At 72.2% G+C, this 24,743-nt stretch carries 24 protein-coding genes and 1 riboswitch; of the genes, 14 read left to right on the top strand and 10 right to left on the bottom strand.

Annotated features, from left to right (window positions below):
* The first annotated feature begins 38 nt into the window (after window positions 1-38).
* Together AB0946_RS12840 and AB0946_RS12835 are read left to right on the top strand one after the other, a co-directional pair.
* On the top strand, window positions 39-728 hold the full coding sequence (locus tag AB0946_RS12840; protein WP_366760588.1) for a pentapeptide repeat-containing protein: 690 nt from the start codon (window positions 39-41) through the stop codon (window positions 726-728).
* Between the two features lie 405 nt (window positions 729-1,133).
* A complete protein-coding gene (locus AB0946_RS12835) occupies window positions 1,134-2,690 on the top strand; it encodes a M4 family metallopeptidase (RefSeq protein WP_366760706.1) in 1,557 nt (518 codons plus the stop codon).
* 40 nt (window positions 2,691-2,730) lie between these two features.
* On the opposite strand, the gene AB0946_RS12830 is transcribed toward AB0946_RS12835, so the two are convergent.
* Window positions 2,731-4,125, bottom strand: coding sequence for a M1 family metallopeptidase (locus AB0946_RS12830; RefSeq protein WP_366760587.1), 1,395 nt, complete (start codon window positions 4,123-4,125; stop codon window positions 2,731-2,733).
* Between the two features lie 618 nt (window positions 4,126-4,743).
* On the opposite strand from AB0946_RS12830, the gene AB0946_RS12825 reads away from it, so the two are divergent.
* Entirely contained in the window at window positions 4,744-5,244 is a 501-nt protein-coding gene (locus AB0946_RS12825; RefSeq protein ID WP_059250377.1) for a hypothetical protein, read from the top strand.
* Between the two features lie 65 nt (window positions 5,245-5,309).
* Here AB0946_RS12825 and AB0946_RS12820 read toward each other — a convergent pair whose 3' ends face one another.
* A complete protein-coding gene (locus AB0946_RS12820; RefSeq protein WP_366760586.1) occupies window positions 5,310-5,885 on the bottom strand; it encodes a TerD family protein in 576 nt (191 codons plus the stop codon).
* A gap of 167 nt (window positions 5,886-6,052) precedes the next feature.
* Here AB0946_RS12820 and arfB point away from each other — a divergent pair, with 167 nt between their 5' ends.
* Both arfB and AB0946_RS12810 read left to right on the top strand, forming a co-directional pair.
* Complete coding sequence (gene arfB, locus AB0946_RS12815) at window positions 6,053-6,490, top strand: alternative ribosome rescue aminoacyl-tRNA hydrolase ArfB (RefSeq protein WP_366760585.1); 438 nt, start codon at window positions 6,053-6,055, stop codon at window positions 6,488-6,490.
* A 139-nt stretch (window positions 6,491-6,629) separates the two neighbouring features.
* A complete protein-coding gene (locus AB0946_RS12810) occupies window positions 6,630-7,469 on the top strand; it encodes a sigma-70 family RNA polymerase sigma factor (RefSeq protein WP_366760584.1) in 840 nt (279 codons plus the stop codon).
* A gap of 10 nt (window positions 7,470-7,479) precedes the next feature.
* Here AB0946_RS12810 and AB0946_RS12805 read toward each other — a convergent pair whose 3' ends face one another.
* Complete coding sequence (locus AB0946_RS12805) at window positions 7,480-7,941, bottom strand: GNAT family N-acetyltransferase (protein ID WP_366760583.1); 462 nt, start codon at window positions 7,939-7,941, stop codon at window positions 7,480-7,482.
* A gap of 79 nt (window positions 7,942-8,020) precedes the next feature.
* On the bottom strand, window positions 8,021-8,593 hold the full coding sequence (locus AB0946_RS12800; protein WP_366760582.1) for a flavin reductase family protein: 573 nt from the start codon (window positions 8,591-8,593) through the stop codon (window positions 8,021-8,023).
* Window positions 8,594-8,923: 330 nt separating this feature from the next.
* Between AB0946_RS12800 and cdgB the strand changes: the two genes are divergently transcribed.
* Both cdgB and AB0946_RS12790 read left to right on the top strand, forming a co-directional pair.
* The gene (cdgB, locus tag AB0946_RS12795; protein WP_366760581.1) at window positions 8,924-10,579 is read left to right on the top strand and encodes a diguanylate cyclase CdgB; all 1,656 of its coding nucleotides are present in this window, start codon (window positions 8,924-8,926) and stop codon (window positions 10,577-10,579) included.
* 118 nt (window positions 10,580-10,697) lie between these two features.
* Complete coding sequence (locus AB0946_RS12790; protein ID WP_366760580.1) at window positions 10,698-11,627, top strand: CBM35 domain-containing protein; 930 nt, start codon at window positions 10,698-10,700, stop codon at window positions 11,625-11,627.
* Here AB0946_RS12790 and AB0946_RS12785 read toward each other — a convergent pair.
* From AB0946_RS12785 to AB0946_RS12770, 4 genes are all read right to left on the bottom strand, one after another.
* On the bottom strand, window positions 11,611-11,895 hold the full coding sequence (locus tag AB0946_RS12785; protein WP_366760579.1) for a peptidase inhibitor family I36 protein: 285 nt from the start codon (window positions 11,893-11,895) through the stop codon (window positions 11,611-11,613). The genes AB0946_RS12790 and AB0946_RS12785 overlap by 17 nt on opposite strands.
* A 26-nt stretch (window positions 11,896-11,921) precedes the next feature.
* On the bottom strand, window positions 11,922-12,839 hold the full coding sequence (locus AB0946_RS12780) for a 1-phosphofructokinase family hexose kinase (protein ID WP_366760578.1): 918 nt from the start codon (window positions 12,837-12,839) through the stop codon (window positions 11,922-11,924).
* Window positions 12,840-12,961: 122 nt separating this feature from the next.
* A complete protein-coding gene (nagA, locus tag AB0946_RS12775) occupies window positions 12,962-14,089 on the bottom strand; it encodes an N-acetylglucosamine-6-phosphate deacetylase (RefSeq protein WP_366760705.1) in 1,128 nt (375 codons plus the stop codon).
* A gap of 74 nt (window positions 14,090-14,163) precedes the next feature.
* Window positions 14,164-15,108, bottom strand: coding sequence for an ROK family protein (locus AB0946_RS12770; protein WP_366760704.1), 945 nt, complete (start codon window positions 15,106-15,108; stop codon window positions 14,164-14,166).
* 141 nt (window positions 15,109-15,249) lie between these two features.
* Here AB0946_RS12770 and AB0946_RS12765 point away from each other — a divergent pair, with 141 nt between their 5' ends.
* From AB0946_RS12765 to otsB, 3 genes are all read left to right on the top strand, one after another.
* Window positions 15,250-16,503 carry an extracellular solute-binding protein gene (locus AB0946_RS12765; protein ID WP_366760577.1) on the top strand — a complete coding sequence of 418 codons (1,254 nt, stop codon included), beginning with the start codon at window positions 15,250-15,252 and terminating at the stop codon, window positions 16,501-16,503.
* A gap of 36 nt (window positions 16,504-16,539) precedes the next feature.
* Complete coding sequence (locus tag AB0946_RS12760; RefSeq protein ID WP_366760576.1) at window positions 16,540-16,764, top strand: DUF3263 domain-containing protein; 225 nt, start codon at window positions 16,540-16,542, stop codon at window positions 16,762-16,764.
* A 94-nt stretch (window positions 16,765-16,858) separates the two neighbouring features.
* Entirely contained in the window at window positions 16,859-17,722 is an 864-nt protein-coding gene (otsB, locus tag AB0946_RS12755) for a trehalose-phosphatase (RefSeq protein ID WP_366760575.1), read from the top strand.
* Here the strand turns inward: otsB and AB0946_RS12750 are convergent.
* Entirely contained in the window at window positions 17,689-19,128 is a 1,440-nt protein-coding gene (locus AB0946_RS12750) for a trehalose-6-phosphate synthase (protein WP_366760574.1), read from the bottom strand. The two genes, otsB and AB0946_RS12750, sit on opposite strands and share 34 nt — an antisense overlap.
* A gap of 74 nt (window positions 19,129-19,202) precedes the next feature.
* A complete protein-coding gene (locus tag AB0946_RS12745) occupies window positions 19,203-20,147 on the bottom strand; it encodes a glucosyl-3-phosphoglycerate synthase (protein WP_366760573.1) in 945 nt (314 codons plus the stop codon).
* Window positions 20,148-20,278: 131 nt separating this feature from the next.
* Window positions 20,279-20,418, top strand: a riboswitch (SAM riboswitch).
* Window positions 20,419-20,435: 17 nt separating this feature from the next.
* Here AB0946_RS12745 and thrC point away from each other — a divergent pair.
* From thrC to groL, 4 genes are all read left to right on the top strand, one after another.
* Entirely contained in the window at window positions 20,436-21,719 is a 1,284-nt protein-coding gene (gene thrC / locus AB0946_RS12740; protein WP_366760572.1) for a threonine synthase, read from the top strand.
* A gap of 91 nt (window positions 21,720-21,810) precedes the next feature.
* Window positions 21,811-22,086 (top strand): ubiquitin-like small modifier protein 1, encoded by a 276-nt coding sequence (locus tag AB0946_RS12735; RefSeq protein WP_030341971.1) that lies wholly within the window; start codon window positions 21,811-21,813, stop codon window positions 22,084-22,086.
* Between the two features lie 448 nt (window positions 22,087-22,534).
* Complete coding sequence (locus AB0946_RS12730) at window positions 22,535-22,738, top strand: cold-shock protein (RefSeq protein WP_004986573.1); 204 nt, start codon at window positions 22,535-22,537, stop codon at window positions 22,736-22,738.
* A gap of 299 nt (window positions 22,739-23,037) precedes the next feature.
* Window positions 23,038-24,660, top strand: coding sequence for a chaperonin GroEL (gene groL, locus AB0946_RS12725; RefSeq protein WP_014673417.1), 1,623 nt, complete (start codon window positions 23,038-23,040; stop codon window positions 24,658-24,660).
* The last annotated feature ends 83 nt before the right edge of the window (window positions 24,661-24,743 follow it).

The following is a 24,743-nucleotide window of genomic DNA, read 5'->3' as shown; positions in this document are numbered from 1 at the left end:
CGGCGCCGGTTGTCAGTGGTGGGGTGCAGCATGGGCGCATGGTGAGGCGAGCGACGGGGAGCCGGTCCGCGGGCCGGGAGGCGGTGCGGGGCGCGCGGCGGCCGGAGGTGCGGCTGCCGCCGTTGGAGCCCTGGACCGAGGGAGAGCTGGCGCCGGACGGCGACTACGACGGGCTGGAGTTCCGGGAGTGCGACCTCGCCGGGCAGGACGGCGCGGGTGCCCGGTTCATGGACTGTGCGCTGACGGGCTGCGCGGTGGACGAGACCGCGCTGGGCCGGGCCCGGGTGCTGGACTCGGTGCTGACCGGACTGCGCGGGGTCGGGACGCGGCTGGCCGAGGCCACGCTCAGGGACGTCGAGCTGGTCGACGCCCGTCTGGGCGGGACGCAGTTGCACGGCGCCGTGCTGGAGAGAGTCGTGATCCGGGGCGGCAAGATCGACTACCTGAACCTGCGCGAGGCCCGCCTCAAGGACGTCGTCTTCGAGTCCTGCGTGCTGGTCGAGCCGGACTTCGCGGGCGCGCGCCTGGAGCGGGTGGAGTTCACCGACTGCGCCCTGAAGGGGGCCGACTTCGGCGGGGCGACCCTGACCGACGTCGACCTGCGCGGGGCCGCTCCGCTGGAGATCACCCGGGGCCTGGACCGGCTCTCCGGAGCGGTGATCAGCACGGGCCAGCTGCTCGACCTCGCCCCGGTGCTGGCGGCGGCGATGGGCATCCGGGTCATGTGACCGGTGCCGCTCCAGGGCCGGCCGAGGGGGCGGTGTGGCCGCCCGGGCTCGCGCGGCTGCCCGGCGCGCGAAGAGGCGTGCCGGGTGTGACGTTCCGCGCCTCAAGTGCGCTGTAACAGACGGAGGTTGAGGCCGAACCTGGCGTCCGTATAACGGATTCCGCAGCACGGAATTCGGATACGAACACGTAAAGTCTTGACGGTGGCCTGTCAAACAAACGGGTTTCGGTGTCACTCTCTCCTCGCCCGCCGCACGTCTGTACGTCCCCTGTGGCCCCTCTGTGTCTCCACCCCACGAGACCGGACAGAAGGAGATCGAGTGAGACAGCAGTCCCACGACACCGGCGCCTCCCGTGCTCCCCGCAAGACCGCCGTGCGCGCCGCCGCCCTGGCCGGCTCCGCGGCGATGGTCGTCCTCGCCCTGCAGACCGGCGCCGCGACCGCCGCGCCCGCGCCGCACCCCTCCGGCGCCAGGGCCGTCGCGCTCAGCGCCCCGGCCCGTGCCGCCGCGCTGGAGTCGGCCCGGCGGAACGCCGGTACCGCGGCCCGCGAACTCGGGCTCGGCGCCCGGGAGAAGCTCGTCGTCCGGGATGTCGTCAAGGACGCGGACGGCACCGTCCACACCCGCTACGAGCGCACGTACGCCGGTCTGCCGGTGCTCGGCGGCGACCTCGTCGTCCACGCGGCGAAGGACGGCTCGCTGAAGGGCGTCAGCAAGGCGACCAAGGCCCGGATATCCGTGCCGAGCACGACCGCGGCCGTGTCCCCGGCCGCCGCGAAGCAGACCGCCCTCAAGGCCGCCGGTACCGCGAAGGCCACCGCCGCCACCGCCCGCGAGGTCGTGTGGGCCGCTGCCGGCAAGCCGGTCCTCGCCTACGAGACCGTCGTCAAGGGCCGGCAGCACGACGGCACCCCGAGCGACCTGCACGTCATCACCGACGCGCGCACCGGCGAGCGGCTGTACTCCTTCGAGGCCGTCGACACCGGCACGGGCACCAGCCAGTACAGCGGCACCGTCCCGCTCGACACCACCGCCGCCTCCGGCGGCTACGACCTGACCGACGGCGGACGCGGCGGCCACAAGACGTACGACCTGAACGGCGGCACCACCGGCACCGGCACCCTCTTCCACGACGCCGACGACCTCTGGGGCGACGGCACCGTGAACAACCGCCAGACCGCCGCCGTCGACGCCGCCTACGGCGCCGCCGTCACCTGGGACTTCTACAAGGCCGCGTTCAACCGCAACGGCATCGCGGGCGACGGCAGGGCCGCCTACTCCCGCGTCCACTACGGCAACGCCTACGTCAACGCGTTCTGGAACGACAGCTGCTTCTGCATGACGTACGGCGACGGCGCGAACAACGCCGACCCGCTGACCTCGCTCGACGTCGCCGGACACGAGATGAGCCACGGTCTGACCGCGGCCACCGCCGGACTGAAGTACAGCCGCGAGTCGGGCGGCCTGAACGAGGCCACCTCCGACATCTTCGGCACCTCGGTGGAGTTCTTCGCGAACAACGCGTCCGACCCCGGTGACTACCTCATCGGCGAGAAGATCGACATCAACGGCGACGGCACCCCGCTGCGCTACATGGACAAGCCCAGCAAGGACGGCGCCTCAGCCGACTACTGGTCGCGCACGGTCGGCCGGCTGGACGTGCACTACTCGTCCGGTGTCGCCAACCACTTCTTCTACCTGCTGTCCGAGGGCAGCGGCGCGAAGACGGTCAACGGGGTCTCCTACAACTCCCCGACGTACGACGGCTCCACGGTCACCGGCATCGGCCGGGACAAGGCGGTCCAGATCTGGTACAAGGCCCTGACCACGTACTTCACCTCGTCCACGGACTACGCGGGCGCCCGCACCGGCACCCTGCAGGCCGCGGCCGACCTGTACGGCCAGGGCAGCGCGGAATACAACGCGGTGGCGGCGGCCTGGGCGGCCGTGAACGTCAAGTAGCCGCGCGCGTACGGCGTCCCGGCGGCCGGGCCACCCGTCCTCACGGGTGGTCCGGCTTCCCGTCGCCGTACAGCCAGTCCTTCCAGATCCCGCCGAAGTCCTGGTCCGGGGCCTTCTCCTCGACGTACGCGGTGAAGTCGGCGGTGCTCGCGCCGGCGTGGCGGTGGGCGGCGGCCCAGCCCCGGAGGATGGCGTGGAAGGTGTCGTCGCCGACCTTCCGGCGGATCTTCTGCAGGACCATCGCGCCGCGCTCGTAGACCGGGCTGCCCGAGATGTGCGCGGCGTCCGGCTGCTTCGCCGGCGGGAACGCCCAGATGTCCTCGCGGTCGCCCTCGTACAGCCGGGTGAACGTCTCCTGGGCGGTGGGCCCGCCGTGGTCCTCCTGGTACAGCCACTCCGCGTACGTCGCGAAGCCCTCGCTCAGCCACATGTCCCGCCACGACCGCGGGGTGACCGAGTCGCCGTACCACTGGTGCGCGAGTTCGTGCACGAGGATCGAGGTGTTCAGCTGGTCGGCGGGGAAGACGGGCCGGTTCTGGGTCTCCAGCGCGTAGCCCGCGTCGTGCGGGCGGTCGACGATCGCCCCGGCCGAGGAGAACGGGTACGGCCCGAAGTTGTACTCCTCCCAGTCGAGGATCTCCGGGAGCTTCGCGAGCACCTTCGCGCTCGCCCCGGCCTGGGTGGGGTCGACGGCGGTGAGGACGGGCAGGCCGTGCGGGCCGGTGCTCCGGGTGATGTCGTAGTGGCCGATGGCCACGGTGGCGACATAGCTCGCCATGGGCCGGCCGCTGTGCCAGTGGTACGTGCTCCGGCCGCCCTTCGTGCTCTGTTCCGTCAACTCCCCGTTGGAGACGGCCTGCAGACCCTTCGGCACGGTGACCGTGATGTCGTACGTCGCCTTGTCGGAGGGGTGGTGGTTGCCGGGGAACCAGGCCATGGAGCCGACGGGCTCACCGAGGGCGAGGGCACCGTCGGCGGTGGGCAGCCAGCCCTCCTCGGAGCCGTCGGGGTCGGTGAGGGTGCGCGGGGTGCCCGAGTAGCGGACGGTGGTGCGGAAGGTTCCGCCCCGGGCGAGGTCGTCGTGCGGGCGGACGGTGAGTTCCTGGCCGGCGCGGTTCCAGCGGGCCTCCCGGCCCTCGACGGTGACCGAGTCGACGTGCAGCCCCGCGAGGTCGAGGTCGAAGGCGGGCAGGTCCCGGGTGGCCCGGGCGGTGATGACGGCCGTGCCGGTGAGCCGGCGAGTGGCCGGGGTGTAGTCCAGGGCGAGGGCGTAGTGGCCGACGTCGTAGCCGCCGTTGCCCGCCTTCGGGAAGTACGGGTCGCGCACCCCGGAGCCGCCCGGGGTGCCCCGCACGCCGCCGTCGCACGCGGTGCCGGTGAGGGCGAGGGCAAGGAGCGCGGCGAGGACCGGGACAAGGCGCACGGATCTGGACATGTCATCGATCTTAGGCACGGGGGCCCGTCCGGGCAGGGTCCACCGCGTCGACGGCGAGGCCGGGGTGGCGGGGAGCCGGGTGGGGCAGGGGCTGGGGGAGCGCGGCTGGGCCGGGGTGGCAGGGCTTGGGGGTCGGTGAGTGGCCCGGGTCAGCGGGTGCCGAGGCGGCCCGTCCCGGACAGGGCCCGCCGCGTCGACGGCGAGGCCGGGTCGGCAGGGAGCCGGGTGGACCGGGGGTCGGGGGACCGCGGCGAGGCCGGGTCGGCAGGGGCCGCTGCTGCGAAGGCGGGAGCCGGGTGCTCCGGGGAGGTCGGCGGGGCCCGGGGCGGCAGGGCTCCGGGTGGGTGAGTCGGGCCGGGGCGGCGGGTCCGGAGGTGGCCCGTCCCGGACAGGGTCCGCCGCGTCGACGGCGAGGCCGGGGTGGCGGGGAGCCGGGTGGGGCAGGGGCCGGGGGAGCGCGGCTGGGCCGGGGTCGGCAGGGGGCGCTGCTGCGAAGGCGGGAGTCGGGTGGGGCCGGGGCTTCGGAGGCGGCGCGGGTCGGCCGGGGCCGGGTGAGTGGCGGTGAGGCCGGGTGACCGGGGGCGGGGGCGGGTGGGGTGGCGTGACACCATCTCCTCCGTGCTCGACATCGGCTACGCCCTCTCCAACCGGTTCCCGGACCCTCCGCAGACCGACTACCGCCGCGCGGACGTCCACGCGCTGCGGTACGACCTGTTCTGCGGGGACGTCTATCTCGCGGACACCGAGTCAGACCGGGAGCTGTCCACAGCCTGGGGATGGGTGCCGGTGCTGGACTTCGCGTGGGCGCTGTGCGACATCGTGGAACGGCTGGACCGGGACCCGATGGGCTCCCGCGCCGCCCGCCCGCAGCGCGCGGAGCTGGACTTCACCGAGTCCACCGACCGCATGCTCTTCGAGCGCCGCTTCGGCTGGGTCGACATCACCGCCGACTGGATGCCGGCCGAGGAGTCCCCGCTGACCTTCTCGCACGCCGAACTCCGCCGCGAGGCCCGTGACTTCCTGCACGATCTGCTCGCGGACCTCACCGACCTCCACGAGGACCTGGCGGAGAACCCCGCGGTCTGGACCCTCCAGGCCCGCTTCCCCCGGGTGCCGTGAAGCGGGTGCGGTGAAGAAGGCCCCCGGGGTGTGCGCCGGGGGCCTCCTCGCACGGCTCACACCCGTCAGACGTTCACGCCGAAGTCCTGGGCGATGCCCACCAGGCCCGAGGCGTAACCCTGGCCCACCGCGCGGAACTTCCATTCCGCGCCGTTGCGGTACAGCTCACCGAAGATCATGGCCGTCTCGGTGGCCGCGTCCTCGGACAGGTCGTAGCGCGCGATCTCGGCGCCGCCCGCCTGGTTGACGATGCGGATGTAGGCGTTGCGGACCTGGCCGAAGTTCTGGCCGCGGTTCTCGGCGTCGTAGATGGAGACCGGGAAGACGACCTTCTCGATGTCGGCCGGGAGCGCGGCCAGGTCGACGTTGATCGCCTCGTCGTCGCCGGCGCCCTCGCCCGTGCGGTTGTCGCCCGTGTGGACGATCGAGTTGTCCGGGGTCTGCTTGTTGTTGAAGAAGACGAAGTGGGCGTCCGAGTAGACCCTGCCCTGGCCGTTCACCGCGATGGCGGAGGCGTCCAGGTCGAAGTCCGTGCCGGTCGTGGTGCGGACGTCCCAGCCGAGGCCCACGGTGACGGCGGTCAGGCCCGGAGCCTCCTTGGTGAGCGAGACGTTGCCACCCTTGGACAGGCTTACAGCCATTGTTGGGAGTCCCTTCCTTAGATATCCGTGCGTATCCGTGCACTCTGTGCCGACGAAGCTACCGTCACCCGGGACAACGTCGAGGGGGGTCCCCGTGGTTCCGGATCGCTTTACCTTTTTTACCGAACCGGAAATCCAGGTGACGTGAGGCGGGCCGGGCCGGGAACATGAAAGACATGTCCGGGCCCTACCTCATCCGTGGCTCCGTCTCGCTTCCCGAGGCCGAGCTGATGTGGCGTTTCTCCAGGTCGTCCGGGCCCGGTGGACAGCACGTCAACACCAGCGACTCCCAGGTCGAGCTGCGCTTCGACCTCGCCCGCACGGAGGCGCTCCCTCCGGTGTGGAAGGAGCGGGCACTGCGGCGGCTGGCCGGCCGCCTCGCCGACGGGGTGGTGTCCGTACGGGCCTCGGAGCACCGTTCCCAGTGGCGCAACCGCGAGGCCGCCGCCGTACGCCTCGCCGCGCTCCTCGCGGAGGCCACCGCGCCACCGCCCAAGCCCCGCAAGCCGACCCGCATCCCGCGCGGCATCAACGAACGCCGCTTGCGGGAGAAGAAGCAGCGCGCGGAGACCAAGCGTGGCCGCACGGGCCGGGACTGGGGCTAGGGTCTTTCGTCCGGCGGGCCGGGGCCGCACCCCGTCGCGTCTCCCCGGGCCATGTCACATCTCCCCGCTCCCCGCCGTCAGGGTGGTGCAGGAGGACCCGGGACCGCCGGGGACGACGACGGAGAGGCCGCGGCCACCCATGACCGACGACGACTTTCTCGCCCAGCGCTTCGAGGCGCACCGGGGGCACCTGCGGGCCGTCGCCCACCGGATGCTCGGTTCCGCCGCCGAGGCCGAGGACGCCGTCCAGGAGGCCTGGTTCCGGCTGAGCCGGTCCGACACCCGCGAGGTGGAGAACCTCGGCGGCTGGCTGACGACCGTCGTCGGCCGGGTCTGCCTCGACATGCTCCGCTCCCGCCGCTCCCGGGGCGAGCAGCCCCTGGAGACCTGGCGGCCGGCGCCCTCCGCGGAGCCGGACCCGGTGCGGGACGCCCTGCTCGCCGACTCGGTCGGGCCGGCCCTCCTCGTCGTCCTGGACACGCTCTCCCCGGCCGAGCGGCTCGCCTTCGTGCTGCACGACCTGTTCGGGGTGCCCTTCGAGGAGATCGGCGACATCCTGGACCGCAGCCCGGCCGCGGCCCGGCAGCTCGCCAGCCGGGCCCGGCGCCGGGTGCGGGGCGTGCAGGTGCCGGAGGCCGACCTGGCCCGGCAGCGGAAGGTGGTGGACGCCTTCCTGGCCGCCGCGCGCAACGGCGACTTCGACGGGCTGCTGGCGGTGCTCGACCCCGGGGTGGAGGCCCGTGGCGAGGCCGGTGTGAACAGCGGCGCGGCCCGGGTCGCCGCCGGCGCGGCGACCTTCGCCCATCTGGCGCGCGTCGCGCGTCCGGTCCTGGTGGACGGCGCGACCGGCCTTGCCGTGTTCGCCGGCGGCCGCCCGGAGCGGGTCCTGGTCTTCACCTTCGCCGCCGACCGCATCTCGGCGATCGACATCATCACCGGGCCCGCCCGGCTGGCGGAGCTCACCGTCGAGGAGCTCTGAACGGGCCTGCTCAGGACAGGTCCAGCACCCCCACCGTCTGGTCCCCGCTCGTCTCGCCGTTCTTCCGGAAGCCCAGGCGGAGGTAGAACTCCTCGGGGCCGTGCGGGCCGGGGTGCCAGCTGACGTACATCCGCGTGCCGCCCCGGCGGCGGATCTCGCCGGCCACGGCGTCGACGGCGAAGCGGCCGTAGCCCCTGCCCTGCTCGCCGGCGGCGATGTTCAGGCGCCACAGCCCGGAGCGGCGCACGCTGCCGTCGCCGTGCCAGTCGATGCCGAAGAAGGCCATCAGGAAGCCGGTCGTGCGGCCGTCGTCGACGATCAGGCGGGGCCAGGCGACACCGGCGGGGTGGACGTACGCCTCGGCGAGGGAGCGTACGACCGGTGAGACGGCGTGTTCCTGGTCGGGGCGGACGCGGAGGGCGACGGCGGTGTCGAAGTTCTCCGGGGTGACTTCTTCCAGACGTGGTGTCATCCGCGCACCGTAGGCGGGCGCTCCCCGGTGCCGCCACGGGATTCGCCGGCCGGCCCGGCGGGACGGCGCGGCACCCGGCTCAGCCCAACTGCCGGTACCGTCCCCGGAAGTACAGCAGCGGGCCGCCCTCGGCGCTCGGCACCCGGGCGGTGAGGACGCGGCCGATGACCAGGGTGTGGTCGCCGGCGGTCACCCGCTGCTCGGTCCGGCACTCCAGGGTGGCCAGGGCGCCGCCGACCAGCGGGGCGCCGGTGACCTCGCCCCGGACGTAGGGGATGTCCTCGAAGAGCAGCCGGTCGCTGATGCGTCCCCTCATGGCGAAGCGGCCGGCGATGTGCCGCTGGCTCTCGGTGAGGACCGACACCGCCCACAGCGGCTGCTCGTCGAGCAGGTCGTCCATGCGGGCGCCCGTGCGCAGGCTGACCAGGACCAGCGGCGGGTCGAGGGAGACGGACATGAACGCGGTGGCGGTCATGCCGACGTCCTCCACGCCCGGCGCCTCGGGGTCGTCCGGGTCCAGCGGCGGTTCCTGCGCGGTGACCAGGACCACGCCGGCGGCCAGCCGGGACATCGCGGCCCGGAACTCGTCGTTGCTCACCCCCTCAGCATGCCCGGTAGGCAGGGGGGTCGTGGGGGAGGGAGTCTTCAGCACGCCGGAAACGCTAGTCGCCGCCCCGCGCGGCCCGCATCGGCCCTCCGCCCGAGCCGGGACCTAGGACCAGCGGCGCACACAGGCGGCAACCGGCCAGATGCGTGCATCATGTGAGCACGGGCGCACGCTGTGCGTTCAGGAAACGCACAGGGCAAACGCAGAAACTCCACTCAATTGTTCACGTTCTTCTGTGACTTGAGTCACAAGAGGCAGGAATTGTTGACCCTGTGTACCGAGTGGGCTTCGCGCTGTGATTCAGTGGCGGGGAAGCCACGAAGAGGTTCAGACACAACCCTTGATTCGCTACGAGGTCTCGGGGGGAGGGTGAGCATGGAGACCGAGTCGGAGCCGTATGTCCGTCTTGCGTCCCTGCGACAGCTGCACCAGGTCATGGCCGACATGAACACGGCACGCAGCCTGGCGGACACACTGCAGACAGTCGCCGACGGCGCCGTGTCCGCCCTCGGTTACGAGATGGCGGCCGTCAACCTGGTCCGCCAGGACGGCGACCTCGTGGTCGCCGCCTTCTCCGGCAACTCCGCCGCCGAGGCCCTGATCACCGGCCGGGCCGGCTCACGCGAGTCCTGGGACCGGCGGCTGAGCATGGGCGAACGCTGGGGCGACCTCGTCTTCATACCGCACACCGAGGGCTGGGTCCTCGACGACGACGACGTCCCCCAGTGGTACACCGACGGGCCCGCGCCGCGCTTCGAGGACGAGTGGCACCCCTCCGACCGGCTCTTCGCGCCCATGTACACCCCCGGCGTGCAGGGCGGCTCCTGCGGCGAACTGCTCGGCGTCATATCCGTCGACCGGCCGCGCAACGGCCGCCGCCCCGGCGCCTGGGGCCGCGAGGCCCTCCAGATGTACGCCTTCCAGGCCGCCATCGCGATCAGCAACGCCCGCCTGCGCGCCAACATGCAGCGCGCCCTGGTCCGCCTGGAGCGCGAGCAGCAGGCCCTGCGCGCCAGCGAGGAATCCTTCCGGCAGGCCTTCGAGTACGCCCCCTCCGGCATGGCCATCGCCGAGATGGGCGGTGACCAGCACGGCCGCATCCTGCGTACCAACGACGCCCTGTGCCGGCTGCTCGGCCGGCCCGCCTCCGCGATGCGCCGCTACTCCTTCGCCGACCTCGTCCATCCCGAGGACGTCGGCACCCTGCTGCGGACCTCCGCGGAGGGCGGCCGTGCGGAACTGCGCCTGGGCCGCCGCGACGGCACCTACGTCTGGGTTTCCCTGCGCAACAGCGTCGTCGCCGACGCCGCCGACGGCCCCCGCTTCCTGCTCACCCACGTCGAGGACATAGAGGAGCGCAAGCGGCGCGAGCTCCAGCTCGCCCACCGCGCCTCCCACGACTCGCTGACCGGGCTGCCCAACTCCGCCGAACTGCGCTCGCGGCTGTCCGCACGGCTCTGCCGGCGCCCCGCCCACGCCGGCGCGCTGGAGTCCCTGGACGCGGCCTACGGCCACCCCGCCTTCGACGCCCCCGCGGGCCACGGCTTCGACTTCACGCCGGGCGCGGAGGGCTTCGACGCCTACGACCACCATGTGCACACCGTCGCCCCCGAGGACGGCCGCGACGACGGCACCAAGGGCCTCGCGGTCCTCTTCTGCGACCTCGACGGCTTCAAGTCGATCAACGACCGGTTCGGGCACAACGCGGGCGACGCGGTGCTCATCGAGGTCGCCCGGCGGCTGAGCAACGGCGTCCGGGACGGCGACACGGTCGCCCGGCTCGGCGGCGACGAGTTCGTGATCCTCGCCGACGGCCTCGGCCGGGCCGACGCCCAGGACCTCGCCGTACGGCTGCGCAACGAGATCATCCAGCCGATCCGCGCCGAGGGCCGGGCGGTCCGGGTGGGCGCCAGTTTCGGCATCGGCTGGGCCCACTGCGGGATGACGGCGGACGAGGTGTTGAAGTCCGCTGACGAGCGGATGTACGTAGAGAAACGATCTCGTCCCAAACAGCACCGGCGCGCTGGATGATGCGCAGGTCAGCGAGTTGATGCGGTCCGAGCCACCCGTTTGGGCCAGCGAGAGCGGGTAGGCTCGCCATTCCACACCCGTACCGCATCCGACCGCACCTGTTGAGGAGTACCAAGGGATGACGCCCGGCGACAACGGCGCGAGCACGCCCGAGGACGACGACCCGTTCGGCTACCTGTACGCAGACGGCCAGGCCCGGGGAGCCCAGCCGCCGTCCGGCGGCTACGGCTACCCGAACTCGGTCAGCAGGGTGCGTACGGTCGGCGAGCGCAGCTACGGCGCGCAGCAGGCCACGTACGGCCAGGGCGTTCCCCAGCAGGGCGCCCACGGTCAGCCGAACGCCCACTACCAGGCCCCGGAGACGCTTCCCGGCGGCACCCCGGCCTCCCACCGCCCCGCGGCCCCCGCGCCCGGCCGCCGCGGCCCCAACACCAAGGGCCTGCTGATCGGCGCCATCGCGGTGGTCGCCGCGGTCGTCATCGGCATCGGCGCCGCGATGATCAACGGCAACACGGACGACGACAAGTCCGGCAACGAGGCCGGCTCCACCCCGACCCAGTCCCAGACCGGCAGCCCGAGCCCTTCGGGGAGCGGTTCGGCGGCGCCGGGCGAGCTGCCGAAGTCGGACGCGAGCGCGCTCCAGCTGGCCGGCGGCGCGACCAAGGCGACGGACGTGCAGGGCGCACGGGCGGCCGGCGGTACCTATGTGACGGGCTTCAACCAGACCGGCGCCTCGATCACCTGGACCGTCGACAACATCCCCGAGTCCGGCAAATACAGTGTCTACGTCGGTTACAGCGTTCCCGGAAAGGACGCCACCGCCACCCTCACGGTCAACGGCACGGCTTCCAACACGCCTGTCGGACTGAAGAACTGGGCGCACGCCGCCGCGGGCGATTACGAGAAGGGCTGGACGAAGACGTACAACTGGATCCAGCTCGACAAGGGAAGGAACACCATCGCGCTCTCGTGCGCGCAGGGAAATCAGTGCGATGCTCTGATCGACCAGATGTGGCTGGTGAAGGGCTGGGTCAATTCCAGCGGCTGAGCCCCGAAGCGAGTGAAGTGACCTCGACAGCCGCCGAGGTCACCACGCCCTCTGCCGCCGCCCACTCGACGCGGTAGGACGTCTGGTTCGAGACGGACCGGGCTGCGGTGAAGGGAAGGCAGCTGGGCGTCATGGAAAGGACGGTCCTGGTTCCCGCCCTGTTCGTCCCCGACCATCCGCAGACCTTTCCTTGCGGGCAGGTGTGGGGATCAGCCGCTGCAGCCGGTGTGGCAAAGGCGTCGCCCAGTAACGCGCCGGTTACAGCCACCGCCGTCCGGCGAGGCCGCACTGCTCTCACGCCGCCGTCACCGACACCCGCGCAAGGAGTTTCTCGTAGGCCGCCCGGTCGAACTCACCCGCCGCAGGGGACCGTACCGTCGCCGCCGACAAGGCGACCGCGCGGGTGAGGCGGTCCGGCCAGGGGAGGTGTTCCACCAGGCCGGACAGCAGGCCCGCCACCGCCGAGTCGCCCGCGCCGGTGGGGTTGCCGAATTCGGGGGCCGGCGGAGTGGCGCGCCAGCGGCCCTCGGGGCTGACGGCGAGCAGGCCGTCCGGGCCGAGGGAGGCGACCACCGTGCGGGCGCCGCGGCGCCGGGCGTCCTGGGTGGCGCGCAGCGGGTCGTGGGAGCCGGTGAGTTCGGCCAGCTCGTCGGTGTTCGGCTTGATGATGTCCGGGCGGGCCGCGACGCCCCGGCGCAGCGGTTCGCCGCTCGTGTCCAGCAGGACGGGGACACCCTGCGCACGGGCCAGCCGGACCAGGTTCGCGTACGCGCCGACCGGGACCCCCGGGGGCAGGCTCCCGCACAGGGCCACCGCCGAGGCGCCGCCCAGCAGGTCCTCGTAACGGTCGAGGAAGGCGCCCCACTCGGCCGGCGCGATCTGCGGGCCGGGCTCGTTCAGCTGGGTCGTGTCCCCTGCCAGTTCGTCGGCCACGGCTATCGTGCGCCGGGTCGCCCCGGCGACCGGCACCAGCGCGTCGGTCAGTCCGGGCGTGCCGGCCAGCCGGTCGCGTACCGCCCGGCCGGTCCCGCCGCCCGCGAAGCCGGTGACCGTCACCTCGTGGCCGAGCGCGGCCAGGACCCGGGCCACGTTCACGCCCTTGCCGCCGGGCCGTTCGGCCACCTCGGAGACGCGGTGCGAGGCGTGCGGCCGCAGCGACCGCACGCGATAGGTGATGTCGAGAGCGGTGTTCAGCGTGACCGTGAGGATCACCCGGGCCGACCTCCCTCGAAGTCCGTGCGGCTGTCTCGGTTTCCGGGGTCTCGATCATGCCAAAGAGACGGCGGCCGGCCCAGTGCGCGGGTCGGCCTCCGTCTCCTCGACGCCGGTACGGATCAGGGCAGTTGGGGCGCTACCACCCATTCACCCTGCCGCATCACGCCCTTCAGCGCGAAGTCCGCGTCCAGCAGGACCAGGTCGGCGTCCTTGCCGGGCTCCAGGGACCCGACGCGGTCGGAGAGGCCGAGCAGCCGGGCCGGGTTGGCCGACAGGGCGGTCACGGCGTCCTCCACCGACAGCTTGTCGACGGTCACCGCCCGCTGGAACGCGCGGTCCAGCGTCAGCGTGGAGCCCGCGATCGAACCGCCCTCCACCAGCCGGGCCACGCCCTCGCTCACCTCGACCTCCAGCGGGCCGAGCATGTAGCGCCCGTCGCCGGTGCCGGCCGCGTCCATCGCGTCGGTGATGAACGCCACCCGGTCGGCGCCCGCGTGACGGAACGCCAGCTCCAGCGCGGCGGGGTGCAGGTGGACGCCGTCGTTGATCAGCTCGACCGTGACCCGCTCGTCCTCCAGCAGGGCGGCGATCGGGCCGGGCGAGCGGTGGTTGAGGGCGGGCATGGCGTTGAAGAGGTGGGTGGCGACGGTGGCGCCCGCGTCGATCGCCGCGGTCGTCTGCTCGTAGGAGGCGTCCGTGTGCCCGATCGCCGCGATCACACCGTGCTCGGCGAGCAGCCGTACGGAGTCGATGCCGCCCGGCAGCTCGGCCGCGAGGGTGACCATCCGCGCCTTGCCGCGCGCCGCGTCGATCAGCTTGCGGACCTCGGCCGGGTCCGGGTCGCGCAGCAGCTTCTCGGAGTGCGCGCCCTTGCGGCACGGCGAGATGAACGGCCCCTCGAAGTGGATGCCCGCGATGTCGCCCTGCTCGGCCAGCTCGCTCAGCAGGCCGGCCTGACGCGCCAGCAGGTCCATCTCGTCGGTGACGGTGGAGGCGACGAGGGTGGTGGTGCCGTGGAGGCGATGCGTGTGCACGGCGGTGAGGATCTGCTCGGCGGTGCCGGAGAAGGAGGCTCCGCCTCCGCCGTGGTTGTGGATGTCCACGAAGCCGGGGACCAGCCAGTGGCCGGTGACGTCGACGACCTCGGCGCCGGCCGGTGCGGTACCGGCGATGCGCTTGCCGTCGACGGCCACCTGGCCGTTCTTCACCGTTCCGGTGGGGAGCACCACGTTCGCGCCGGTGAGCAGCTGCGGGCCGGTGGGGGTCGGCCGCGCCCCTGACGGGGCGCCGTACCTGCCCGGAGTTTCCCGCTCGGTTGCCATCAGGTGCTTACCTCCGGAGTCGTAGAAGTGGCTGTCAGCAGGTCCTGCGCGAGCAGCCCCGCGCCCAGGCAGCCGGCCGCGTCGCCCAGCGCCGCCGGGACGATCGTCGGCAGTTTCTGGAAGGTGACCCGGCGCCGGACGGCGTCCCGCAGGGGCTGGAACAACACTTCCCCCGCCTCGGCCAGGCCGCCACCGATGATCAGCGTGCGGGGGTCCAGCAGGGTGAGGGCGGTGACCAGCCCGTCGGCGAGCGCGTCCACCGCCTCCCGCCAGACCCGGACGGCGTTCGGGTCACCGGACGCGACGGCGCGGGCGCAGTCCGCCGCGTCCGCCCCGGGGTCGCCGCAGGCCGCCGCCCAGGCCTCGCTGACGGCGGACGCGGAGGCGTACCGCTCCAGGCAGCCGCGCTGCCCGCAGGGGCAGGCCGTGCCTCCGGGGCGTACGACGATGTGGCCGATCTCGCCCGCGAAGCCGTGCGCGCCGGCCTCGACCCGGCCGTCGATGCCGATGGCACCGGCGATCCCGGTGCCCAGCGGCACGAACAGGAACCGGTCCGCGCCCCGGCCCGCACCGATCCGGCCCTCCGCGAGGCCGCCGGTGCGGACGTCGTGGCCGAGGGCGACGGGCACCCCGAGCCGTTCGGTGAGCAGGGCCCGCAGGGGGACGTCCCGCCAGCCGAGGTTGGCGGCGTAGACGGCGGTGCCGGTCGTCTCGTCGACGATGCCGGGGACGGCGATGCCGGCCGCGCCGGCGGGCTCGCCGTAGTGCTCGACGCCGTACGCGCGCAGCTCGGCGGCGAAGTCGAGGATGCCCGCGAGCACCGCCTTGGGGCCGCGCTGGCGGCCGGTGGCGCGGCGGGCGCGGTGGAGCAGCCCGCCGTCGTCGCCGACCAGGGCGGCCTTCATCCCGGTACCGCCCACGTCGAGGGCGATGACATGTCTCACCACGGGCCTAGTGTGGCCCTCCCACCCGGGAGAGGTCTAGTCCACTCACGTGGTGTAGACCTTATGTGTCCACATATTGAACCGTCAGACAGCAGGGTTGGGGATTTGAGCGTGCGTCGGCGTACGGCAGGAACGATCGCGGTGGTGTCCGCACTGGGCATGACGGCGGTTCTCGGCGGCTGCGGGAGTACGGGTTCCTCCGACGTGACCCTCAGACTCGTCGCGGCCGACTACGGCGACTCGGCCGCCAACAGCTCCAGGAAGTACTGGGACGCCCTGGTCAAGGAGTACGAGAAGCAGCACCCGGACGTGAAGGTCGAGGTCAGCGTCTACTCCTGGAACGACGTCGACCGCAAGGTCAAGGAGATGGTCGACGCCGGCCACGCCCCGGACATGGCCCAGATCGGCGCCTACGCCGACTACGCCGCCGCCGGCAAGCTCTACCCGGTCTCCGACCTGCTCTCCATACGCACCCAGGCGGACTTCCTCTCCCCGCTCTCCGACGCCGGCCAGTGGAAGCACACGCAGTACGGCATCCCGTTCGCCGCCTCCACACGCGTGCTCTTCTACAACAAGACCCTGTTCGACAAGGCCCACCTCACGGCGCCCACCACCTGGGACGAGCTGGCGGCCGACGCCACGGCGCTCAAGGCGGAGGGCGTGCAGTACCCGTACGCGCTGCCCCTCGGCCCCGAGGAGGCCCAGGCCGAGACCATGCAGTGGCTGCTCAGCGGCGGCAACGGCGGCAGCGGCTACACCGACGACGTCGGCACCTACACCATCGACTCCGCCACGAACGTCGAGACCTTCACCTGGCTCAAGGACGAGCTGGTCGGCAAGGGCCTGACCGGCCCGGTCGCCCCCGGCAAGCTGAACCGTGCCGCCGCGTTCGCCGCGTTCGCCGACGGCCGGGTCGGCATGGTCAACGGCCACCCCACGCTCATCCAGCAGGCGGCCAAGAAGGGCGTGAAGTTCGGCACGGTGCCGATGCCGGGCCGTACCGGCAGGGCCAGGGCCTCCATGGGCGTCGCCGACTGGATGATGGGCTTCAAGCAGAACGGGCACGCCGAGCAGATCGGCGACTTCCTCGACTTCGCCTACAACGAGAAGAACGTCCTCGAGTTCTCCCGCGAGTACGGGCTGCTGCCGGTCACCAGCTCCGCGTCCGACACCATGGCGGCGTCGGACGCCCCCGCCGACAAGGCCCTGCGCCCCTTCCTGGAGCAGCTGCCGACCTCGGAGCTGTACCCCGTCGGCAAGACGTCCTGGGCGGCGGTCAGCGCGGCCGTGAAGCAGAACATCGGCCAGGCGGTCGCCCCCGGCGGCAGCCCCTCCGGTGTCCTGACCCGCCTGCAGTCGACGGCCCTGGCGGCCGACAGCAGCAGTGTGAACTGAGGCCCGCTGTCGGTGCCCGCCGCTACCGTGGCAGGCATGGAACTGGGCACCCGCGAGAAGGCGGTCCTCGCGCTGGAGCGCCGGACCTTCCCCGGCCCCGGCGCGAAGGAGCGCGCGATTCGGGAGGAGCTGGATCTCTCCCCCGTCCGCTACTACCAGCTCCTCAACGCCCTCCTGGACGACGAGCGGGCCCTCGCCCACGACCCGGTGACGGTCAACCGCCTGCGCCGGATCCGCGAGACGAGACGCGCGGAACGCTGACGCCCCGGACGCCCCTGCGGCATCCGGGGCGGGCCCCCGGGGCGGGCGGCGCCCGCCCAGGCGTGAGCCGCCCCGAGCTGGATAGTGTCGCGGTATGGACGCTATGGACGCTCTGCCGACCCCGCGCACCCGAGCCGGTCAGGACGGCCTCGCCGCCCTGCTCGCGCAGCCCCGCACCGCCCTGGTCGGCCTGGACTTCGACGGCACGCTGGCCCCGATCGTCGCCGACCCCGAGCAGGCCCGCGCCCACCCCGGAGCCGTACCGGCCCTCGCCGCCCTCGCCCCCGAGATCGCCTCCGTCGCCGTGATCACCGGCCGCCCGCCCGAGGTCGCGGTCCGCTACGGCGGCTTCGCCGGCGTCCCCGGCCTGGAGCACCTCACCGTCCTCGGCCACTACGGCGCCGAGCGCTGGGACGCGGCCACCGGCGAGCTCACCGCCCCGCCCCCGCACCCCGGCGTGGCCGCCGCCCGCGCCGAACTGCCGGGCCTGCTGGAGCGCGCCGGAGCGCAAGAGGGCACGTGGATCGAGGAGAAGGGCCGGGCGCTGGCGGTGCACACCCGCCGCGCCCCCGACCCGCGGGCCGCGTTCGAGGCCCTGCGCGCCCCCCTCGCCGATCTCGCCACCCGGCACGGCCTGATCGTCGAGCCCGGCCGCATGGTCCTGGAACTGCGCCCACCGGGCATGGACAAGGGCGTGGCCCTCCTCGACCACGCCCGCGCCGTCCAGGCCGGCTGTGTCGTCTACGCCGGCGACGACCTGGGCGACCTCCCCGCCTTCGCCGCGATCGAGAAGCTCCGCACCAACGGCGTCCCCGGCCTGCTGGTGTGCAGCGGCAGCACGGAGGTCACGGAACTGGCGGACCGGGCCGACCTGGTGGTCGACGGCCCGGAGGGGGTCGTGGGCCTGCTGCGGGCGCTGGCCGCTCAGCTCGGCCGGGGCTCCAGCGCCGCCAGCTGATCGAGGAACCACCGGGCCGGCGGCAGCGCGGTCGCGGCGGCGGCCAGTCGCTTCGAGCGCTCCGCCCGCGCGTCCGCCGGCAGGCTGAGTGCCTCGTGCAGGGCCCGTGCCGTGCCCGCGATGTCGTACGGGTTCACCACGAAGGCGTCCTCGCCCAGCTCCTCGTACGCCCCCGCCTCCCGCGACAGCACCAGCGCGCAGCCCTCGTCGGAGACGACGGGGACCTCCTTGGCGACCAGGTTCATGCCGTCCCGGATGGGGTTCACCAGCGCCACGTCGGCCAGCCGGTAGGCGGCCAGGGAGCGGGCGAAGTCGTCCTTCACGTGCAGCACGACCGGGGTCCAGCCCGCCGTGCCGTACCGCTCGTTGATCTCGTCCGCGACCCGCCGCACCTCGGCGGTGTACTCGCGGTACACGGCGAGGTCCTGCCGGGACGGGTAGGCGAAGGCCACGTGGACGACCTTCTCCCGCCACTCGGGGTGGTCCTCGAGCAGCTGCTCGTAGGCCAGCAGCCCGCGCACGATGTTCTTGGACAGCTCGGTCCGGTCCACCCGGACGATCGTCTTGCGGCCCGCTCCGATCTCCGCCCGCAGCGCCGCCATCCGCTCGTCCACGTCCGGTTCGTGCGCCCGCTTGCGCAGGAAGTCCGCGTCCGCGCCCAGCCCGTGCACCCCGATCCGGGTGCCGGCGGGGATGCCCGGCCCGAGCACCGCGTGGCAGCAGTCCGTGAACGCGTCCGCCCACCGCCGGGTGAGGAACGCCGCCCGGTCCGCGCCCAGGATGCCGCTGAGCAGCTCGGCCGCGATGTCGTCGGGAAGGAGCCGGAAGTAGTCCGGCGGCGCCCACGGGGTGTGCGAGAAGTGGCCGATGCGCAGGTCGGGCCGGAGCTGGCGGAGCATCCGCGGGGCCAGGGCCAGGTGGTAGTCCTGGATCAGCACGGCCGCGCCCTCGGCGGCCTCCTCGGCCAGCGCCTCGGCGAACGCCCGGTTGTAGGCCTCGTACGACGCCCACTGCCGCCGGAAACCGGCGTCGAAGACCGGCTCCAGCGGAGTCTGGTACAGCATGTGGTGGACGAACCAGAGCACCGAGTTGGCGATGCCGTTGTACGCCTCGGCGTGCACGGTCGCGTCGATGTCGAGCATCCGCACGCGCTGCCCGCCGGTCTCCTCGGCCGGCAGCAGCCCGCCGGCCGCGCGCCGGACGGCCGCCCGGTCGCCGTCGCCCAGCGCGGCGCACACCCACACCGAACCCGCGTCGGAGCCGATGGCGGACAGTCCCGAGACCAGCCCGCCGCCGCCCCGCCGGGCGTGCAGCGAGCCGTCCTCGCCCACCTGATAGGAGACCGGGCCGCGGTTCGACGCGACCAGCACCTGAGCCTTCTGAGCAGCATCGAGCGTGGAAGCCATACGCCTCAACCTAGCCCGGCCCCCAACCGCTCAAACGTACGGCCCGCCCGGCGGGCCGACCGTATACGGCCCGTTCACGCCACCTTGCGCTCGGCGTACTCCGCGATCTCCACCATGGGCGGCCGCTCCTCGGTGTCCACCGAGTAGGTGCGCGGCTCGAACCCCTCCTCCCCCCGCTCGAACTGGGTCAGCGCGGGCCGGATCAGGTGGCCGCGGGCCAGCCGGAGCTGGGCGGTGCGGTAGATCGCGGCGGCCATCCGGCCGAGCGCCTGCCCGTCCTGGTGCCGGTGCTTGCGCACGCCCACGTCGACCTGGGCCAGCGCGTCCAGGCCCACCAGGTGCAGCGCGTCCACCAGCATGCCCAGCTCCACGCCGTAGCCGACGGGGAAGGGCAGCTGTTCCAGCAGGGTGCGGCGGGCCGCGTACTCGCCGCCCAGCGGCTGCACGAACCCGGCCAGCTGCGGCCAGTGCATGTTCAGCAGCGGGCGGGCCATGAGTTCGGTGACCCGGCCGCCCTGCCCGGCACTGCCGCCGAGCGGGCGGTCGTACATCGCCTTGACCAGGTCGACGTCCGGGTCGGTGAGCAGCGGGCCGACGATCCCGGAGACGAAGTCGGAGGAGAACTCCCTGAGGTCCGCGTCGATGAAGCACACGAGGTCCCCGCCGGTCGCCAGCAGCGACCGCCACAGCACCTCGCCCTTGCCGGGGACGGCCGGGAGGCGCGGCAGGATGGTGTCGCGGTGGACGACCCGGGCGCCGGCGCGCGCGGCGACCTGGGAGGTGCGGTCGGTGGAGCCCGAGTCGACGACCACGAGCTCGTCGACGAGCGGCACCTGCTCCATGAGGTCGTGCCGGATGACCGCGACGATGTCGCCGACGGTCTCCTCCTCGTTGAGCGCGGGCAGCACGACGCTGACGGTCTGGCCCGTGCGCTGCTTGGCCGCGAGGATCTGGTGCAGCGGTCGGTCGGCCACGGACCAGGACCGGGTGGTCAGCCAGCGCTCGACTTCTTCCAGCACAGTCTGTGGCTCCTCACTGGTGTCTCGCGGTTCGGACGACTAGCTCAACTGTCCCGGCCGTCGGTTACAGTCTTGAACAACGCCGATGACCATCGCATGTCGGGGGTCGGGTGCGTTCCACAACCGCATACCGCTCATCCAGAGGGGCAGAGGGACACGGCCCGGTGAAGCCCCGGCAACCCCCCTGACCGGACTCGTTCGCGCGAGGCTCACGGCCAGGGAAGGTGCCAATTCCGTCTCACGGCGAGGTGCGTCGTGAGGAAGATGAGGAGAAAGGGCCTCGCCTCCATGGCTGTGCAGACAGTTGCCACCACCAGCGAATCCACCGTCGACCTCGGCCCCGCCACGGCCCTGAGCTGTCGCGAGTGCGGCCACCGGGTGCCGCTCGGCCCGGTCTTCGCCTGCGAGGAGTGCTTCGGCCCGCTGGAGATCGCCTACGACTTCTCCGCCTACGACACCGAGGAACTGCGCCGCCGTATCGAGGCGGGCCCCGCGAACATCTGGCGCTACGCGCCCCTGCTGCCGGTCCCGGCGGACGTCGCCGGCAAGCCGAACATCAACCCGGGCTGGACCAAGCTCGTCAAGGCCGACAACCTGGCCCGCGAGCTGGGCGTGACCGGTGGTCTGTACGTGAAGGACGACTCCGGCAACCCGACCCACTCCTTCAAGGACCGGGTCGTGGCCCAGGCCCTGGAGGCCGCCCGCGCCTTCGGCTTCACCACCCTGTCCTGCTCCTCGACCGGCAACCTGGCCGGCGCCGTCGGCGCCGCCGCCGCCCGTGCCGGCTTCCGCTCCTGCGTGTTCATCCCGCACGACCTGGAGCAGGGCAAGATCGTCATGGCCGCGATCTACGGCGGTGAACTCGTCGGCATCGAGGGCAACTACGACGACGTGAACCGCTTCTGCTCCGAGCTGATCGGCGACCCGGCCGGCGAGGGCTGGGGCTTCGTCAACGTCAACCTCCGGCCGTACTACGCGGAGGGCTCCAAGACCCTGGCGTACGAGATCTGCGAGCAGCTCGGCTGGCGGCTGCCCGACCAGATCGTGGTCCCGATCGCCTCCGGCTCCCAGCTCACGAAGATCGACAAGGGGCTCCAGGAGCTGATCAAGCTGGGACTGGTCGAGGACAGGCCGTACAAGATCTTCGGAGCCCAGGCCGAGGGCTGCTCCCCGGTCTCCACCGCCTTCAAGGCCGGTCACGACGTCGTACGGCCCCAGAAGCCGAACACCATCGCCAAGTCGCTGGCCATCGGCAACCCGGCCGACGGGCCGTACGTCCTGGACATCGCGCGCCGCACCGGCGGTGCCGTGGAGGACGTGACGGACGAGCAGGTCGTGGACGCGATCAAGCTGCTGGCGCGGACCGAGGGCATCTTCGCGGAGACCGCCGGCGGCGTGACGGTCGGCGTCACCCGCAAGCTGCTGGAGGCGGGCGTGCTGGACCCGGCGAAGACCACGGTCGTCCTGAACACCGGTGACGGCCTGAAGACCCTGGACGCGGTCGCCGGGACCGGCCTCACCGCGACCATCCGCCCGACCCTGGACTCCTTCCGAGAGGCCGGCCTCGCATGACAGGCGCCCGGCCGGCAGGCCGGACGCGACCCCCCGCGTCCCCGGGGCGCCGCCCCGCCGTACCCGTGAACCCGACCGGAGGTCCGACCGCATGAGCGTGACCGTTCGCATCCCCACCATCCTGCGCACCTACACCGGCGGGCAGGCCGAGGTCGCCGCCGAGGGCGCGACGCTCGGCGAGGTCATCGCCGACCTGGAGAAGAACCACACGGGCATCGCCGCGCGCGTCCTGGACGACCAGGGCAAGCTGCGCCGGTTCGTCAATGTGTACGTCAACGACGACGACGTCCGCTTCGAGCAGGGCCTGGACACGGCGACCCCCGAGGGGGCCGGCGTCTCGATCATCCCGGCGGTCGCCGGCGGCTGAGCCGCGGATCCGCCCGCTCATTACCTTCGGTAACCGCGGTTACCGGCTGTTCGTCCGATTGCCCCCTCCGTGAGAGAAGCGGAGGGGGCAATTCTGTGTGATTGAGCGCGGTAGAGTTGGGGAACGCGGTCGCGGCCCCGGGTCGCGGGCCCTGGATTCCATGCCGCCCGCCCGACAAGAAGTAGCCAAAGTGTGCGGGTTGTCTGCGGCTTTTGTGGCCTTTATGGGGCCCGACTTGCCCTGAATTCAGATGAATTCTCACTACATTCCGGACCGCTCGCGTCCAGAATTCTCGTCCGATTGACCTGTTGCAGACGGCAGTTGGACAGATACATTCAGCCGCGGTCGACGCGTTCCGGCGCACGCCCCCGACCAGTTGGGGGGTGAGGTCTGACCCGGGTCCGCGAAGTGTGGATCTGTGCAAGGGCCAGTAATAGGGGAGTTAGGCATGGCTCAGGGCACCGTCAAGTGGTTCAACGCGGAGAAGGGGTACGGCTTCATCGCGGTCGACGGTGGTGCGGACGTCTTCGTCCACTACAGCGCGATTCAGATGGACGGCTACCGCACCCTGGAAGAGGGCCAGCGGGTCGAGTTCGAGATCTCGCAGGGCCAGAAGGGTCCGCAGGCCGACATGGTTCGCGTCACCGCCTGAACGTTTCTTGTCCGAAGGGCCCGCACCTCGCAGAGGGTGCGGGCCCTTCGCCGTGCCCCGGTTCCGCTGTTCGCGTGCGGCTGACGGGGGCCTCCCACCCGCCCAGGCGCTTGCACTCGACCATGCCGAGTGCTAATCATTGGCGTTAGCACTCTGAAGGTGAGAGTGACAGTGAAGGACCGGGTCGGTGAGGCCCGCGGGCCGGGTGGGGCAAGGAACCACGAGGCGCGCGAGCCGTCCGTCGCGGGCGCGGGCGCGGTCCGAAGGAATCACCCCCAGTCCTGGAGGGACCACTTCACATGGCCAAGATCATCGCGTTCGACGAGGAGGCGCGGCGCGGCCTCGAGCGCGGCATGAACCAGCTCGCGGACGCCGTGAAGGTGACGCTCGGCCCCAAGGGCCGCAACGTCGTCCTCGAGAAGAAGTGGGGCGCCCCCACGATCACCAACGATGGTGTCTCCATCGCCAAGGAGATCGAGCTCGAGGACCCGTACGAGAAGATCGGCGCCGAGCTGGTCAAGGAAGTCGCCAAGAAGACGGACGACGTCGCCGGTGACGGTACGACCACCGCGACCGTGCTCGCCCAGGCCCTGGTCAAGGAAGGCCTGCGCAACGTCGCCGCCGGTGCCAACCCGATGGCTCTGAAGCGCGGTATCGAGAAGGCCGTCGAGGCCGTCTCCGCCGCCCTGCTGGAGCAGGCGAAGGACGTCGAGACCAAGGAGCAGATCGCCTCCACCGCGTCCATCTCCGCCGCCGACACCCAGATCGGCGAGCTGATCGCCGAGGCCATGGACAAGGTCGGCAAGGAAGGCGTCATCACCGTCGAGGAGTCCAACACCTTCGGCCTGGAGCTCGAGCTCACCGAGGGCATGCGCTTCGACAAGGGTTACATCTCCGCCTACTTCGCGACCGACATGGAGCGCATGGAGGCGGTGCTGGAGGACCCGTACATCCTCATCGCCAACTCCAAGATCTCCTCGGTCAAGGACCTGCTCCCGCTGCTGGAGAAGGTCATGCAGTCGGGCAAGCCGCTGCTGATCATCGCCGAGGACGTCGAGGGCGAGGCCCTGTCGACCCTGGTCGTCAACAAGATCCGCGGCACCTTCAAGTCCGTCGCCGTCAAGGCCCCGGGCTTCGGTGACCGCCGCAAGGCCATGCTCGGCGACATCGCCATCCTCACGGGCGGCGAGGTCATCTCCGAGGAGGTCGGCCTCAAGCTGGAGAACGCGACCCTGGACCTCCTGGGCCGCGCCCGCAAGGTCGTCATCACCAAGGACGAGACCACCATCGTCGACGGTGCCGGCTCCTCCGAGCAGGTCAACGGCCGTGTGAACCAGATCCGCGCCGAGATCGAGAACAGCGACTCGGACTACGACCGCGAGAAGCTGCAGGAGCGCCTGGCGAAGCTCGCCGGCGGTGTCGCGGTCATCAAGGCCGGTGCCGCCACCGAGGTGGAGCTCAAGGAGCGCAAGCACCGCATCGAGGACGCCGTCCGCAACGCGAAGGCGGCCGTCGAGGAGGGCATCGTCGCCGGTGGTGGCGTGGCCCTGCTCCAGGCCTCCCAGGTCTTCGAGAAGCTGGAGCTGGAGGGTGACGAGGCGACCGGCGCCAACGCCGTGCGCATCGCCCTGGAGGCCCCGCTGAAGCAGATCGCCGTCAACGCCGGCCTCGAGGGCGGCGTCGTGGTGGAGAAGGTGCGCAACCTGACCCCGGGTCACGGCCTGAACGCCGCGACCGGCGAGTACGTCGACCTGGTCGCCGAGGGCATCATCGACCCGGCGAAGGTGACCCGTTCCGCGCTGCAGAACGCCGCCTCCATCGCCGCGCTGTTCCTCACCACCGAGGCCGTCATCGCCGACAAGCCGGAGAAGGCCGCGGCCCCGGCCGGCGGCGGCATGCCGGGCGGTGACATGGACTTCTGATCGACCTGACGGTTGATCGCTCGTCCTGCGGACCGAGGGCGGCACCCCCAGCTACCGGCTGGGGGTGCCGCCCTCGGCGTTTC

This window comes from Streptomyces sp. NPDC046870, from assembly GCF_040704595.1.
In the GTDB taxonomy this organism is placed as follows: Bacteria; Actinomycetota; Actinomycetes; order Streptomycetales; family Streptomycetaceae; genus Streptomyces; species Streptomyces argyrophylli.
The sequence above is the reverse complement of the archived record's forward strand: the minus strand, read 5'-3'. Positions and strand labels throughout refer to the sequence as shown.